The following is a 13,700-nucleotide window of genomic DNA, read 5'->3' as shown; positions in this document are numbered from 1 at the left end:
TCGCTTCAGGAACCGTTATGAAATTTTTTATCGACACTGCTGACACCGACGAAATTAAAGACCTTGCCGCAACCGGCCTGGTGGATGGCGTCACCACCAACCCTTCACTGGCGGCCGCATCTGGCAAATCCTTCCTCAGCTTGATTGCCGAAATCTGCGAGGTTGTTGATGGCCCGGTGAGCGCCGAAGTGACCGCCACAGATTTTGACACCATGATGAAAGAAGCGGCGGTGCTGCGCAAAATCGCCTCCAACGTCACGATCAAAGTGCCGTTGACCCCCGATGGCCTCAAATGTTGCAAAGCCCTGACCGACGACGGCGTGATGGTCAACGTCACCTTGTGCTTCTCGGCCAATCAGGCGCTGCTGGCCGCAAAAGCCGGAGCCACCTTCATCTCGCCCTTCGTCGGTCGCTTGGACGATATAGCCGTCGATGGCATGAGTTTGATCGACGACATCTGCGATATTTACGCCAACTACGATTTCAAAACCGAAGTCCTGGTCGCTTCGATTCGTCATCCCATGCACATTTTAGAGGCCGCTCGGATGGGCGCGCATGTGGCGACCATGCCGCCGAAAACCTTACGGCAGTTGTACAAGCATCCGCTGACCGACATCGGCCTGAAAGCGTTTCTGGATGACTGGGCCAAAACCGGTCAGTCGATTCTGGACACCTGAGACATGGCCGACAAAACATCGGACAAAGCAAATAAGACATCGGGCCTCAGCGAGGCTGACGTCATTGCCTATCTGCGGGCGCATCCGAAGCTACTGTTGGATAATCCTAAACTGCTGGCCGAATTGGTGCCCGACCGGCGTTTCGATTCGGAAACCGTGGTCGATATGCAGCGCTTTGTGGTGCAACGCCTGCGCAATCAGGTGGACGAGCTGAAAGCCTCGAGCAAGCACGTCATCACCACCACCCGTGCCAATATGTCGATTCTGGAAAAAACCCACGACTGTGCGTTGGCGGTGCTCAATGCGGAAAATTTTCTCGATCTGAGTCGCCTTCTGGCAGAAGATATTCCGTTATTTTTGGGTGTTGACGCCGCCGCCATCGGCATCGAAGTTAACCCTAACGACACAGCAATGTTGCCCGCCGGGGCCAGCACGGCTTTGCGCATTTTAGCGCCGGGCACCATCGACATGCTAATCGGCTCTGATGCCCCCACACGCCTGCGCACCAAAGCAGACGGCGGCACGGCGTTGTATGGCGAAGCGGAAGGTCTGGTGGTGTCTGATGCGCTGGTGCGTCTTGCCCCACGCGGGACGATGCCGGTGGCTCTGTTTGCGGTCGGCAGCCGTGACGAAGGCTATTTCTCAGAGGATCAAGGAACGGAGTTGCTCGGCTTCCTCTCTGAAGTCGTGCGCTACTCGGTGGCACGCTGGTGGCCCGCTCAGGACTGATCAACTTTGCCGTCGCGCAAGACGTGACGAATGCCATCGAGGATTGGGGCCGTTGGCTGGAAAGTGAACGCCGTGCCAGCGCCCACACCACAGATGCCTATCGCCGCGATCTGGCCACGTTCTTTTTATTTCTGCGCGATCACCTCGGCGGCGAACCCGCGCTGAAAGACTTGCAGAGCCTGAGCACGGCCGACTTCCGCAGCTATCTCGCCCGGCGCTCGGCGGAGGGCTTGGCGCGCACCTCAATTGCACGGTCCATGAGCACCTTGCGCAACTTCTTCCGCTTTTTGGATCGCAGCAGCAAGGTGCATAACCCGGCGATTGATGCGGTGCGCACCCCCAAAACGCCGAGCAGTATTCCTAAAGCCCTCACCCCCGACGATGCCCTGGCGGCGGTCAAAATGGCGGCAGAGTTGCAAGATGAACCCTGGCTGGCCAAACGGGATATGGCGATCATGTTGCTGCTCTATGGCTGTGGATTGCGCATCGGCGAAGCGCTGGGGCTGAACGGTGGCGACCTCGGCGGCAATCTGGGCGCTGCGACATCCACCGAGGGCACCTTGCGCGTCATCGGCAAAGGCAACAAAGAGCGCATCGTGCCAGTGCTGCCGATCGTGGCCCAGGCGGTTGCGGCGTACCGCGAGAGTTGCCCTCATGTCATTACCGCGAAGGACCCGTTGTTTGTCGGCAGCCGAGGGGGGCGCCTCAACGCCGGTGTGGTGCAACGCCAGGTGCGCAAAGTGCGGGCACTGCTGGGCCTCAGTGACAGCGCCACACCCCATGCCTTTCGGCACAGCTTCGCGACACATCTGCTGGCCAAGGGGGGCGACTTGCGCACCATTCAAGAGCTGCTGGGCCATGCGTCGCTGTCAACAACACAACGCTACACTGCCGTCGACGAAGCAAAGCTCATGAGCGTTTATGACGACGCCCACCCAAGGGCGCGAAAGTAAATCAGGCCTAACCGCCGAACAGCCAGCTTTTGGGATTGCGAATTGGGGTTTCTTGAAACGCCAATATCAAGCCGCGGACGCAGCGGATAATCCACCACAGCAAGACGGCACCGATGGCCGCACCACACAGGGTCAGGACCAAACTGCTGGGCGCTGCCATGCCCAGCGCCGCGGCCCCCAGAACAGCAAAGGCTGGTAAAGCGATGACCAGGGCGAACAGCATATTCAGCCAGCCGGTGCGGATTTGAAACCAGTAGTGGCTGTTGATCCACTGATCGTTGTTGCGTTTCTGATCATGGGCCATGGCCAATCCCGCCAGCATCAGAGGACCGAAAAACAGACTGAGCAGATAGAGCCAGTAGACCATTTTGACCATGCGGGGGTCTGGCGGAACGGTTTGGATATCAGACATCTACGACCTCAACCTCATCAGCCTGCCCTAAGCCCCATCACCCCCAGGGCCCTTTGCGGTTGCCAGAAGCCCTGCCAGAAGGCGGCACACTGCCGCCGCTGCGCCGCCGCACTGGTCGCCCAGACTTCATCTCAAAGGGACGCGAGGCCCGCCGCGCAAACAGCCGCACACCGGGTTTGCGCATTTTAAAGATGAGCGCGAGGCCGGTTATAAAACCGCCGATGTGCGCAAGGAACGCCACACCAGGCTCGCCAGGGTTGGTGCCCACCTGGCTCAGCAGCTGCCCCAGGAACCAGAAGCCCAGCACAATCCAAGCCGGAACGTTGATCATGAAAAAGAAGATGATCAACCACACCAGCACGCGGATGTTGGCAAAGGGATGCAGCATGAAATAGGCGCCGAGCACCCCGGCCACAGCACCGGACGCCCCAACCATGGGCACTGTGGACATGGGGGCGGCGAGGCTTTGGGTGAGCGCTGCAGCCAAACCGCACGCCAGATAAAACAACAGAAATTTTCCACGCCCCATAGACACTTCGACGTTATCGCCGAAGATCCACAGGTAGAGCATGTTGCCGCCGAGATGCAGCCACCCGCCATGCAGAAACATAGATGTGAAAATGGTCATCCAGGCGGGCAGCGGCGAGATGATAGGACTGATCTCAGCCGTGCCAAACAGGTCGGCCGGGATCAGGCCGAAAGAAAACACGGCGATATCATCGGCATTGCCGGTCAGACTCTTCTGCCAGAGAAAGACCGCGACGCAGGTTGCGATCAGCGCCCAGGTGACGATGGGGGTTTTGGTGTGCGGGTTGTCATCGCGAATGGGAAAAAACATCGCGGCAGACTAGGGGGCGGAACGCGATTGAACAAGGAAATGCGACGGCGAGAGACCCTTACTTCTGATGGGCTTTGCGGACAGAAACAGGCCTCATATTTTTTAGTCTGCTGACAAACCGTGGGACGACCCCATACACGCCCTCTTTTTTGGACCGGTTTTCAAGAATTTCAGGGCCTTAAGTCGGTTTCAAACGAGTAACACCTGAAGAACGGTATTTAGGGGCTTGAGTCCGTTGTAAAAAACACATCTTTAGACTCATTCTACGAACGGTTCTCATGACCGAAATCGATCTAATCCGTCCTTGCCATAAGTGCAGCGCGCACTGCGGCGCTGTAAGTGCGGCTAACGCGCAGGCGCGTCTCGTTCTGCAGAGTCAGAGAGGCATCACCGCCGGATAACGACGACATATCTCGAATTGCGTCGATGGCTACGACGACACCACGATGAACTCTTATGAAGTGTGAGGGATCAAGCTTGGCACAAAATGCCGTTATTGGTTCTCGGATCAAATGGACGGCCTCACCTGCGTGCAACGCAAGATAATTGCCCTGGCTTTCGATCCAAATCACGTCTGCCAAATCCAATCGAATGAGTCCGCCTCGGGTTTTAACCATGACATGAGACAAGAAAGGGTCAGGTAGAGTGTCTGCGGGCCCCATAGACTGATCAGAAAAGAACTTTGCGTGGGCAATAGCTGACAAGCCGATTAAGCAAAACGTCAGAATCAGAATATTAGATTTAAGCTGAAACAGGAGGTCGGTGGACAACGGGTATTCAGAAGGGGGCAGCAGACGGGCCGCCAGGACAACGGAGGCGGCAATCAACAGGACGGCCATCGCCACCAGGCCAAAAGTTTGAAGGATGGCGTTGCGCAGCTTTAAACTCCCGGCCACGGGAAAAAACCGCACCATGAGAAACACCACCGGTGTCGCTGATGCGCCGAGCACGCTGGCTCCAAGAATGCGCACGATCTCCAGGTCCACCAGCAAATCTCTCTGCATAGCAATTGCACGCAAGACGTTGCCCGGCTCAAGCGCCAGAAGAAAAATCAGCCAATACACAAAGCCTAAAGCCAGGTGGGTTGAGCAGTGCGACAGTGAGGCGCCGCAGTTTGAGAAAAACGAGGGGATTTTGTTCATAACCCATTGTGAAAGCGCAGCTACGACCTTGCCAAGCCCTTTTTGTGATGAACCGCACCGCTGACGGGATGAACCGACGGTCCGAGCCCTATGCGGTTTGCACTGCCTTTCGATACGATCTTAGCGCACCTCAAAGAGAGCTAAAGGACCACGTTAACCGTGATCGCGCTTCGCATACTTACGTTGCTTACGCTGCTTACGCTGATGGTGTTGTGCGCTGGGGCGCAGTCTCATCCCGTCATGACAGACACCGGTTACGTGTCAGGGCTCGATGAAGGCATGGCACGCGTTTTCAAAGGCGTTCCTTTCGCTGCCCCGCCTGTCGGTGATCTGCGGTGGCGCGCGCCACAGGCCGTGAACACGTGGACCGGTGTGAAAACCGCTGACCGCTTTTCCCCGATCTGCCCGCAACAGGGCCTGTATCCACCAGACGCACCGTCAGAACCTATGAGCGAAGATTGTCTGTATTTGAATATCTGGACCCCTGCGAACCCGCCCTCTACGGCCCTGCCCGTCATGGTTTGGATTTATGGCGGCGCACTAACGAACGGCTCAGGTTCGACGCCCTTGTATGCCGGAGACAAACTGGTCAAGCACGACGTTATCGTCGTCACCTTTAACTACCGCATAGGAGTCTTGGGGTTCTTGGCGCACCCGTCCCTAAGTCAGGAGTCGGCCACGGGCACATCTGGGAACTATGGCCTGCTCGACCAAATCGCGGCCTTACAGTGGGTTCAGCGCAACATTGCGGCGTTCGGCGGTGACCCAGAAAACGTTACAGTGTTTGGTCAGTCGTCCGGGTCCATCTCCATCAGTGCACTGGTAACCTCCCCCCTCGCCGAAGGGTTATTTCAACGCGCCATTGGACAGAGCGGCGGTCTGTTTGAACCGGTTGACCTGTTTCCAAATTTCAAATTGCCCGGTGCGGAAAAAGAAGGAGAAGACTGGCTGGACCGCACGGGTGCCGCCTCTATTGAACACCTGCGGCATAAGACTCCCAATGCGCTTATGACCACTCTGTTTAATCCTCATTTGGTCATCGACGGATACGCTTTGCCACGCGCCCCTTACGACGCCTACCAAGCGGGCCTGCATAACGACATTGACATCCTGGTCGGGACCAACGCGGACGAGGGCGCGGTGTTTCTCATGGACGAAGATATCTCGCTGGAAAATTTCGAAGATATTCTCGCAGATCACTTTTCACCCCCAGTGGTTTGGGTGATGCGCCCGAACCCGGGATTGACCGGCGATGAGGCGCGTGCTTCAGCGGTGCGGTTTGAAGGTGACTTGCGGTTCCGCTGGAATATGTGGACGTGGGCCACCCTGGCGTCACACGCCGGAACACGGAAGGCTTTTTTCTATCAGTTCTCGCATCAACCGGTATTTACGCCTGACCATCCGTATGCCGGCCACGGCATACCGCACAGTGTTGAGATGCCTTTCGTGTTTGGCACCCTTGAGCCGTTCGGCATTCCGCCCACGTCACGAGAGCGTGACATAACGGCCCTGGTGACAACCTATTGGACAAACTTTGCCAAAACAGGCGACCCCAACGGGCCAGGGCTTCCCGCGTGGCCGGCGTATTCACCTGCTAGGCAACAGGTTATGGCGCTCAACCATGATCCAAGCATGATCCCCATTCCGGGCTTGGACGACTTGCAGAGGATCGACCGCGTCTATGCATTCGGACGCTTCTTTTTGGAATATTGGGTCGCCTTGCTGGCGGGCGCGTTGATCGTGAGTACGGGGGTGATCGCCGGATCAATATTGGCTGTGCGTTATGTATTCAGGCAGCGTTATCAGCGGAAAAGTATCCGTGAGCCTAATTGATGGAGAATTCCAAAACCCAGACGCAGCCCTTACGGCTCAAACGTCTCGGCCACTTCAACAGACCCGCCGTCCGATAAGATCGGACAGCCCCGGGCCATTTTGAGGGCGGCCTCGAGATCAGGCGCTTTAAAAAGACCATAGCCACTGACCGGATTTGCGCCGCCGTTTGCCTCGACGCTGCCATCACTCAGCACGGTGCTAGACGCGCCCGCCGCCTTGCCCGCATCGACAATGTTGTCACCTATTGAGGTGAACCAGGCGTCCCACGCCGCCAACGCTTTTTGGCCTTCTTCTTCCGTCTCGGGCATACCGCCACCGTGATAGACAAAAAGATATTCTGGCATTTTCAGCTCCTCATTTTTTGACGGATTAGATTTTGAGAATGGTGTCACGTTTCCACAGGCTCACACCATGCAAAAGTCTGGACTCTTTAAGTTTTGAATACAGCCCTCAATCCAAGGAAACCCACCTATACCGGGCACGGCATAGAGCTGGCACCGGCTACTTCTTGCCGGCCACCGGATTTTCGATATTGGCCAGATCAACCAGATTCCACGGCTGCCCGGCGTTGCGATAAATGCGTTTCCCCTTGTTTGGATAATCGCCGACATCATGGGCGAGCCGTTGCCCGACGACGATACAGCGCAGCGGCACCTCGCCGGTGTTTTTCATGGTGTGGGGCAGACCCCCGGCGCGATAGCCGATGAAGTCGCCGTCTGCAATGTCGTGGGTCTCCTCACCAATCGTGACGGTCCCTGAGCCCGAGAGCACGTAGGTGCATTCATCTTCGTGATAGTGGACATGAAACTCAGTCGACTCACAGCCGGGCGGCACCTCGATGAGATGAAAGCCGAAGCCGGTCAGGCCGGTGAGATCGCCCAGCGACTTGTTGGTGCGCCGGGCGTTTTCATTAAGGAAGTGCTGCTTGGCCGTGCCTTCAAATGCCTCAATCTCCGCCTTCTTTAAAACGTACTTTTCTTCCGGCATGTCGTCTCCTTATGCGCGCGCGCCCTAGGGGAGAGTCTCGCAATCTGCAGCCCTGGGGACAAGAACCGAAGATCAAAAAGTTGAAACGTGTTAGCGTTTGGGACAAAGAGAAATTTGAGGAACACGCTGATGACGTATCGCGACTACGCGAATGGCCCCTACGGCCAGGTGCACTTTCAAGACACCGGGACACCCGGCTTTCAGAACACCGGGACACCCGGATCGCAAAACGGCATCCCTCTGGTGTTGTGCCACCAGGCCCCCATGTCGCTGCGCCAGTTTGACAGCGTGTATGAGCTGCTGGCGGAAAAAGGCATCCGCGCCATTGGCTTTGATCTGCCGGGTTTTGGTGGCTCGGACGCAACGGATTTTGTGCCGACCATTGAAGACTACGCCCGGGTTGTGCCGGCGGTGCTGGACCATTTGAAGATCGACAGCGCCTTTGTGCTGGGGCATCACACCGGCGCCCAGGTGGCGACCGAAGTGGCGCTGCAATTTCCAGACCGGGTGCGCGGTGTGATTCTCAACGGACCCTTGCCGATGACCGCCGCAGAGCGGGACGCGGGCCTGGCCTATGTGGAGGAGCACGAAAAAGGCTACACGCCGCGCGCCGATGGCACACATCTGCTGGACCTGTTTAAAAACCGCATGGCTTATGGCCACGACGAAACCGATTGGCGTTTGGCGACGCGCTATATCGCCGAGCAAGTGATTGGGCGCGGGCCATTCTGGTACGGCCATCATGCCGCGTTTCAGTATGACCAGGCCAAGACCATCCCGCTGATCACCCATCCCACCCTGGTGCTGACCAACACGGGCGACAGCATTTACGACAAGGCCCAAGACACGATGAAACTGCGCCCCGACTTTGCCTATGCGGAAATCGAAGGCGGCACGATTGATATTGTGGATGAAAAACCGCAGGAGTGGGTGGAAGCCGTGGCCGCGTTTGTGCTGAGTTTTGAAAAATAAATTCCCCCCCCCAACGCCCGGCGTCCCGCCCCTCACGTACCATTAAAGCTTTGCAGGTGTTTGGTCGCCTTTTTAGAAACCGACTTCCGGCTGTCTGACGACAGGCGTTCCAGATGCGGCACCAGCCATTTTTTCAGAGGCGGTGTGTCGCACGCCCAAAGGCTAAGGGTCTCCAGGGTGGTGTTCAGGACAATCCAATCCTCATGTTTGGCGAGGTTTCGTTTCATGATCTTGAGCGCGCCGGTGCGTTGCGATGGGCTCATGTCATCGGCGAGCCGTTGAAACAATTGAGCAAGCGTCCATTGCGCTGAGGCCTGATCAAGGGCACCAATTTCAGTAATAAAACGATCAATGTACGGCACCAAAAGAGCGTGGTGTTCGGCCTCGACCCGCTTCATGGCATTGGACGTACGCAGGCGGACAATGGGGTTGTCACTTCTGTAACAGCTGAACAATTCGTCAAACCGTTTTGGGTTCTTCAGCACCGTTTCAACAACTTGAACAGTGTTGCCCAAAGAGTTTGGATGCCCGCCGGTGAGCCTGTCTTCAAAGGACCGGGTCATCCCTGTGACTCCTTAACCTCTGTTTCACTCATGTTCAGTGCGTACCGCTACGTGTTCGCAGTACCAAAAAACGTCCATTTGATGTGCTGACCCGCCTGGAAGGGCACCACCTGGGTGTCCGCTGCGGGGAGGCTGTCGTCGACCTGCCAGGCGGTGCGCTCTAGGGTGACCGTGCCGGTATTCAGCGGCAGGCCGTAAAAACGGGGGCCGTTCTCGGACGCGAAGGCTTCGAATTTATCCAGCGCGTCTTCTTCTTCGAACACAGCGGCGTAGGATTCCAGCGCCACCGGGGCGTTGAAAATGCCGGCACAGCCACAGGCGGATTCTTTATCGCCGATGGCGTGGGGGGCGGAGTCGGTGCCCAAAAAGAATTTCGCGGTGCCCGAGGTGGCGGCTTTGCGCAACGCCAGACGGTGCTTTTCACGCTTGGCAATGGGCAGACAATAAAAGTGCGGGCGGATGCCGCCGTCGAAGATGGCGTTGCGGTTGATGATGAGATGATGGGGTGTGATGGTCGCGCCCAGGTTTGGCCCGGCGTCTTGGACAAAGCTCACCGCATCGGCCGTGGTGATGTGCTCGAACACAATTTTGAGCGCCGGGAAATCGACGATGAGTTTGCTGAGGGTGCGTTCAATAAACGCGGCCTCGCGATCAAAAATATCGACATGTTTTTCGGTGACCTCACCGTGCAACAGCAAGGGCATGCCGATGCGCTCCATCGCCGCAAACACCGGATAGAGTTTCTGAAAATCGGTGACGCCAAAAGAGGAATTGGTGGTGGCGTTGGCGGGATAGAGCTTGGCGGCTGTGAACACGCCTTCGGTAAAGCCACGTTCGACTTCGGCGGGATCGATGTCATCGGTGAGATAGGCGGTCATCAGCGGCGTAAAATCCACATCCCCTGGCAGAGCTGCGAGAATGCGGTCGCGATAAGCCGTCGCCGCCGCCACGGTGGTGACCGGCGGGTTGAGATTGGGCATGACGATGGCGCGGGCAAACTGACGGGCCGTATAACCCACGGCGGCTTCCAACATGGCCCCATCGCGCAGATGAACATGCCAATCGTCGGGCCGACGGATGATAAGGCGATCAGGTGTGGAGTCAGAGCTGGGCATAAACAGAACTCATGTGATTTGCCCCGGTATAGCGCAGGCGCGCCTTAAGCCCAAGAGGAAGCCCAAGAGGAAGCCCAAGCGTTACAAGTGTGACCCGACCACACCTTCGCTTCTACACCTTCACGGGTGTGCGCATTTTCGGATAATCCGTCCACAGACTATGCCGCCCCTCCCACGGCACACCTGTTTCAAACAGGGCGGGATGAACCGACTCAAGCATCTGGCGGGTGGCGCTGGGAATGGTGTCCAGCGACGACAGCTTCACGCCTTGCGTGTTCCACAGCAGATGGCCCGGCGTTTGGCCCATCAGCAGCCACGGCCACCACAACATCACGACGCTCATGGAATAGGTGGACGAGGCATTAACAATTGCGGGATCAGCCATTTCACGGATCAGGCCGTTGTTGGTGGTTTTCTCGGAATAAATCAGGTCGGGCCCGACAAACTCCAGCGGCCACTCTTCTGCATTCAGGGGGTGCTTGGCATAGACGCCGGACGAATAGCGCGACATCCAGAGGCGTTCGCCGGACTGATGCCACTCCAGTTTGAACGGATTGCCGGGGCCATAGCGGGACACCCGCTCGCCATCGTGACGGATAAAACTTGGGCCGGTGTCTGTCCACAGCGCTTCGCCACGCCCTTCGCGCTGATGAAAGGGACGCACCAGGCGATTGTTCAAGGGATTCTCGAATTCCTCCAGCGCCACGGTTTCTCCGGGCCGGTGATAGACGGTGCCTTCCCAAATGCGGATGCGATGGCCTTCCGGGCGCACCTCGACATCGCGGCGAATGAGCGTGGTGGTGGAACACAGATTGACGATATTTTGGCCCGGCACCATCGCCTCGAGTGTGCCGGCGTAAGTGTAGTAGACGGTTTCCGTCTCCAGACTGGCGTGGAGTTTAAGAAAGGCGCGGACGTGTTCCGCCGGTGTTGTGTAAGTCAACAGCGGCAGGTCAGCGTCTTGCGTTTGAGCGCGGGCATCGCGGGTCGCCAGCAGAGCGGGAGACGCTGCGACCGTCGCTGCGGCGGCAAGAATATTTCGGCGCGAGAGGTCGGTCATTGGTTCATCTCCGCTTTCTTTACCGCAAGCGGCGGCATATCGCCACAACGGGCGTCATAAAAGTTGATGGTGTCGGTTTCGTAACTGCGCTTGCACAACCAGTGATCGAGCTGCGGTTTCATGGTGGGATCATCAATGACGAAAATCTTGTTGATGCAGTCAGCGTTGCCAGTACAGGCGACGATTTGATCGTTCAGATCCCCCCGCCAGATGCCTCCGAATTTGGTGAGATCCGTCGTGAAATAGGACGTGCCGGTGCGCAATTCAGCATCCGGATCATCCGGTCCGCCGGGCATCAACGCGCCAATACGGAGGATGGTATAGGGCACGCCAGAGCCGCGCAAAATATACTCGGCGATGGTCATATTGCTGGCCACTGTGTAGAGCGGCGGACTCAAGGGGCAGTCTTCGCGCGGGCGGTCACTGCAGCCGCCGCCCAGAATGAGAAACTGTTTGACGCCCATGCGTTTCGCCACCGGCACAAAGTTCGCGTACAGCCGCGTATAACTAACCTGATCGGTGACATCGAGAATCTGGATGGTATCGATGATGACCGAGAACTGCTTGCCCGCGAGCGCGGCTGCAACATCTTCTGCCACCATGGCATCGCCGACCACGTAGTCGACCGGGACGCCGTCCAGGCGGAAGCGATCTGTAGAGGGGCGGACGAAGGCGGTGACGGAATCGCCGCGCGCGATGAGCAGCTTGGCGAGGGCCGCGCCCGTGTTGCCCGCGCCGCCGATGATCAGCACATTTTCTTTGGCTGAAAGGCTCGCGCCCGCCAGCGACAGCGCCAACAGCACGGTAAGGGCCACGATGGATCGCAGGGGGATCAACAGAAGTCTAGACATGGCGCGCACTCCTCACATGAAGGAGGGAAGTAGAGCGGCAGAAGTGTGGCAGGTCAAATGTGAATGAGCGAGATTACGGCACTGGGGCGACTGTGCGCACCGTGTGGATAGCCGCACCTGAAAGATTTGCGCCGGTGGCCCTGGACCCTCGGACTAAATCCACGGGTGTCCGGTTAGGTGGGGGGTCAAGCCCGAGGGTGACAGGTTGGGTGGGGGGTCAAGCCCGAGGGTGACAGGTTGGGTGTGTGCCGCCCTACTTTATTTATTTTCTCGCGTTCACGCGATCGCCGCCGCTTCGCGGACCATGTTGATGAGCGACGCGTTCATCAGAAACGCCTTGTGGCGTTTGGGGTCGTCGGCAGTTTTGCGCATCTCTTCAAAACGGGCGTTGGCTTTCGCTGGGTCTTTGGCCTGGAGGGTCTCTTTATTTTGGATGGATTGGGCCTGGACATATTTTTGCGCGAGCGGGCGGCGTTGACGGTCGTATTGGGCGAACAGGGCCTGAGCGTCTGTCACCTCGCCGCGCCACACCTGGCCGATTTTTTCAGCGAGGTTCAGACCATCGGCAATGCCCGAGTTCATGCCCATGCCACCGAGGGGGTTGTTGATGTGCCCGGAATCGCCGGCCAGCATGATGCGGTTTTTGTGGAAGCTCTCGGCCACACGCTGATGCACGGTGTAGAGATTGCTGTGCACGATCTCGAGGTTTTTGGCATAGGGAAAACAGGTGTTGATCATGTTGCGGATGTAGGGCTCGGAGGTGACCACCTCGTCGGGATCATCGGTGATCACCGGGAACAGATTGCGCCACATGCCGTTGGTGTTGGCGTCCTCATCCGGCCCTGGAATTTTAAACACCGAACACCATTGTTCTGGATCGGCCAGATAGTTGCGATAGCAGTAGTTGTCGGCGGCTTCGTAATCAAAGTACGAGGCGACGATGATGAAGCGTTCTTCCCAGGTGAAGCCGGGGAAATTGATGTCTTGCGATTTGCGCACAGTGGAGCGGCCACCGTCGCAGCCGATAACATAGCGGCTGCGCCAGGCTTGCCGCTCGCTCTTTTGATTCCCTTGGGCCGGCGTTTGCGTGACCACACCAGCGTGATCTTCTGCATTGATGACCTCGACCACCTCATGCTCGCGATGAAATGCGAAGTGCGGAAACTTTTCAGCGGCGGCCAGGGCAATGGCGACGGTTTTATGTTGCTCGAGCTGGACGGCGTAGGGGTGATTGCTTTCATCGGCCAAGCGGCCAAAATCAAACTCGGCGAAGACCTCATTGGTGGTGCGGTAGCGGTATTGAAAGTAGCGCGCCGTTAACCCTTGCGCGATGATTTCATCGGTTAAACCCACCGTGTCCAACAGATCGAGTGTAGAGGAATGGGTGGTGGCGGCCCGATGGGCCGTGGGCGTTTCCGCCTCGGCATCCAGCACCACCACGGGAATATCCAGCTGGGCCAAACGTAAGGCGGTGATCATGCCCACTGGCCCGCCGCCGACGATGATAACGCGGTTTTGATCTATGCTGGCTCGGTCTTGCATAACGCTCCCTCTCAATATGCTTATTG

General features: G+C 57.6%; 15 protein-coding genes. 5 read left to right on the top strand and 10 right to left on the bottom strand.

Annotated elements, in window-relative coordinates:
* The first annotated feature begins 17 nt into the window (after positions 1-17).
* The 3 genes from fsa to RIC29_11845 are packed head-to-tail and all read left to right on the top strand — an operon-like array spanning position 18 to position 2,359.
* Positions 18-677: a fructose-6-phosphate aldolase gene (gene fsa, locus RIC29_11855; protein MEQ8735611.1), complete on the top strand. Its 660-nt coding sequence runs from the start codon at positions 18-20 to the stop codon at positions 675-677.
* A 3-nt stretch (positions 678-680) separates the two neighbouring features.
* A complete protein-coding gene (locus RIC29_11850; GenBank protein MEQ8735610.1) occupies positions 681-1,406 on the top strand; it encodes a DUF484 family protein in 726 nt (241 codons plus the stop codon).
* Positions 1,388-2,359 carry a tyrosine recombinase XerC gene (locus RIC29_11845; protein MEQ8735609.1) on the top strand — a complete coding sequence of 324 codons (972 nt, stop codon included), beginning with the start codon at positions 1,388-1,390 and terminating at the stop codon, positions 2,357-2,359. The genes RIC29_11850 and RIC29_11845 overlap by 19 nt, the downstream gene beginning before the upstream one ends.
* Positions 2,360-2,366: 7 nt before the next feature.
* Here RIC29_11845 and RIC29_11840 read toward each other — a convergent pair whose 3' ends face one another.
* The 3 genes from RIC29_11840 to RIC29_11830 all read right to left on the bottom strand — a co-directional run bounded on the left by RIC29_11840 (position 2,367) and on the right by RIC29_11830 (position 4,751).
* Positions 2,367-2,771 (bottom strand): hypothetical protein, encoded by a 405-nt coding sequence (locus RIC29_11840; GenBank protein ID MEQ8735608.1) that lies wholly within the window; start codon positions 2,769-2,771, stop codon positions 2,367-2,369.
* Positions 2,772-2,808: 37 nt separating this feature from the next.
* The gene (locus tag RIC29_11835) at positions 2,809-3,609 is read right to left on the bottom strand and encodes a rhomboid family intramembrane serine protease (GenBank protein MEQ8735607.1); all 801 of its coding nucleotides are present in this window, start codon (positions 3,607-3,609) and stop codon (positions 2,809-2,811) included.
* A 293-nt stretch (positions 3,610-3,902) separates the two neighbouring features.
* Complete coding sequence (locus RIC29_11830; protein MEQ8735606.1) at positions 3,903-4,751, bottom strand: LytTR family DNA-binding domain-containing protein; 849 nt, start codon at positions 4,749-4,751, stop codon at positions 3,903-3,905.
* Between the two features lie 159 nt (positions 4,752-4,910).
* Here RIC29_11830 and RIC29_11825 point away from each other — a divergent pair, with 159 nt between their 5' ends.
* Entirely contained in the window at positions 4,911-6,584 is a 1,674-nt protein-coding gene (locus RIC29_11825; GenBank protein MEQ8735605.1) for a carboxylesterase family protein, read from the top strand.
* Positions 6,585-6,613: 29 nt separating this feature from the next.
* Here RIC29_11825 and RIC29_11820 read toward each other — a convergent pair whose 3' ends face one another.
* Both RIC29_11820 and RIC29_11815 read right to left on the bottom strand, forming a co-directional pair.
* Positions 6,614-6,928, bottom strand: coding sequence for a hypothetical protein (locus RIC29_11820; protein ID MEQ8735604.1), 315 nt, complete (start codon positions 6,926-6,928; stop codon positions 6,614-6,616).
* A gap of 157 nt (positions 6,929-7,085) precedes the next feature.
* The gene (locus RIC29_11815) at positions 7,086-7,571 is read right to left on the bottom strand and encodes a cupin domain-containing protein (protein MEQ8735603.1); all 486 of its coding nucleotides are present in this window, start codon (positions 7,569-7,571) and stop codon (positions 7,086-7,088) included.
* Between the two features lie 129 nt (positions 7,572-7,700).
* On the opposite strand from RIC29_11815, the gene RIC29_11810 reads away from it, so the two are divergent.
* Positions 7,701-8,543, top strand: coding sequence for an alpha/beta hydrolase (locus RIC29_11810; GenBank protein MEQ8735602.1), 843 nt, complete (start codon positions 7,701-7,703; stop codon positions 8,541-8,543).
* 32 nt (positions 8,544-8,575) lie between these two features.
* On the opposite strand, the gene RIC29_11805 is transcribed toward RIC29_11810, so the two are convergent.
* The 5 genes from RIC29_11805 to RIC29_11785 all read right to left on the bottom strand — a co-directional run bounded on the left by RIC29_11805 (position 8,576) and on the right by RIC29_11785 (position 13,674).
* Positions 8,576-9,106 (bottom strand): hypothetical protein, encoded by a 531-nt coding sequence (locus RIC29_11805; GenBank protein MEQ8735601.1) that lies wholly within the window; start codon positions 9,104-9,106, stop codon positions 8,576-8,578.
* Between the two features lie 47 nt (positions 9,107-9,153).
* Positions 9,154-10,221, bottom strand: a complete 1,068-nt coding sequence (gene pyrC, locus RIC29_11800; GenBank protein ID MEQ8735600.1) for a dihydroorotase — start codon at positions 10,219-10,221, stop codon at positions 9,154-9,156.
* A gap of 112 nt (positions 10,222-10,333) precedes the next feature.
* The gene (locus RIC29_11795) at positions 10,334-11,281 is read right to left on the bottom strand and encodes a DUF1838 family protein (GenBank protein MEQ8735599.1); all 948 of its coding nucleotides are present in this window, start codon (positions 11,279-11,281) and stop codon (positions 10,334-10,336) included.
* On the bottom strand, positions 11,278-12,132 hold the full coding sequence (locus tag RIC29_11790) for an NAD(P)H-binding protein (GenBank protein MEQ8735598.1): 855 nt from the start codon (positions 12,130-12,132) through the stop codon (positions 11,278-11,280). The genes RIC29_11795 and RIC29_11790 overlap by 4 nt, the downstream gene beginning before the upstream one ends.
* A gap of 276 nt (positions 12,133-12,408) precedes the next feature.
* Positions 12,409-13,674, bottom strand: coding sequence for an FAD-dependent monooxygenase (locus RIC29_11785; protein ID MEQ8735597.1), 1,266 nt, complete (start codon positions 13,672-13,674; stop codon positions 12,409-12,411).
* Positions 13,675-13,700 lie beyond the last annotated feature (26 nt).

The organism is Rhodospirillaceae bacterium, from assembly GCA_040219235.1.
Lineage (GTDB): Bacteria > Pseudomonadota > Alphaproteobacteria > Rhodospirillales > Rhodospirillaceae > WLXB01.
This window is presented reverse-complemented; position numbering and strand designations above follow the sequence as displayed.

Excerpts from the sequence above, each read along its gene's own strand:
- fsa (MEQ8735611.1), top strand. The coding sequence starts at position 18 with ATGAAATTTTTTATCGACACTGCTGACACCGACGAAATTAAAGACCTT.
- RIC29_11850 (MEQ8735610.1), top strand. The coding sequence starts at position 681 with ATGGCCGACAAAACATCGGACAAAGCAAATAAGACATCGGGCCTCAGC.
- RIC29_11840 (MEQ8735608.1), bottom strand. The coding sequence starts at position 2,771 with ATGTCTGATATCCAAACCGTTCCGCCAGACCCCCGCATGGTCAAAATG.
- RIC29_11835 (MEQ8735607.1), bottom strand. The coding sequence starts at position 3,609 with ATGTTTTTTCCCATTCGCGATGACAACCCGCACACCAAAACCCCCATC.
- RIC29_11830 (MEQ8735606.1), bottom strand. The coding sequence starts at position 4,751 with ATGAACAAAATCCCCTCGTTTTTCTCAAACTGCGGCGCCTCACTGTCG.
- RIC29_11820 (MEQ8735604.1), bottom strand. The coding sequence starts at position 6,928 with ATGCCAGAATATCTTTTTGTCTATCACGGTGGCGGTATGCCCGAGACG.
- RIC29_11815 (MEQ8735603.1), bottom strand. The coding sequence starts at position 7,571 with ATGCCGGAAGAAAAGTACGTTTTAAAGAAGGCGGAGATTGAGGCATTT.
- RIC29_11810 (MEQ8735602.1), top strand. The coding sequence starts at position 7,701 with ATGACGTATCGCGACTACGCGAATGGCCCCTACGGCCAGGTGCACTTT.
- RIC29_11805 (MEQ8735601.1), bottom strand. The coding sequence starts at position 9,106 with ATGACCCGGTCCTTTGAAGACAGGCTCACCGGCGGGCATCCAAACTCT.
- pyrC (MEQ8735600.1), bottom strand. The coding sequence starts at position 10,221 with ATGCCCAGCTCTGACTCCACACCTGATCGCCTTATCATCCGTCGGCCC.
- RIC29_11795 (MEQ8735599.1), bottom strand. The coding sequence starts at position 11,281 with ATGACCGACCTCTCGCGCCGAAATATTCTTGCCGCCGCAGCGACGGTC.
- RIC29_11790 (MEQ8735598.1), bottom strand. The coding sequence starts at position 12,132 with ATGTCTAGACTTCTGTTGATCCCCCTGCGATCCATCGTGGCCCTTACC.
- RIC29_11785 (MEQ8735597.1), bottom strand. The coding sequence starts at position 13,674 with ATGCAAGACCGAGCCAGCATAGATCAAAACCGCGTTATCATCGTCGGC.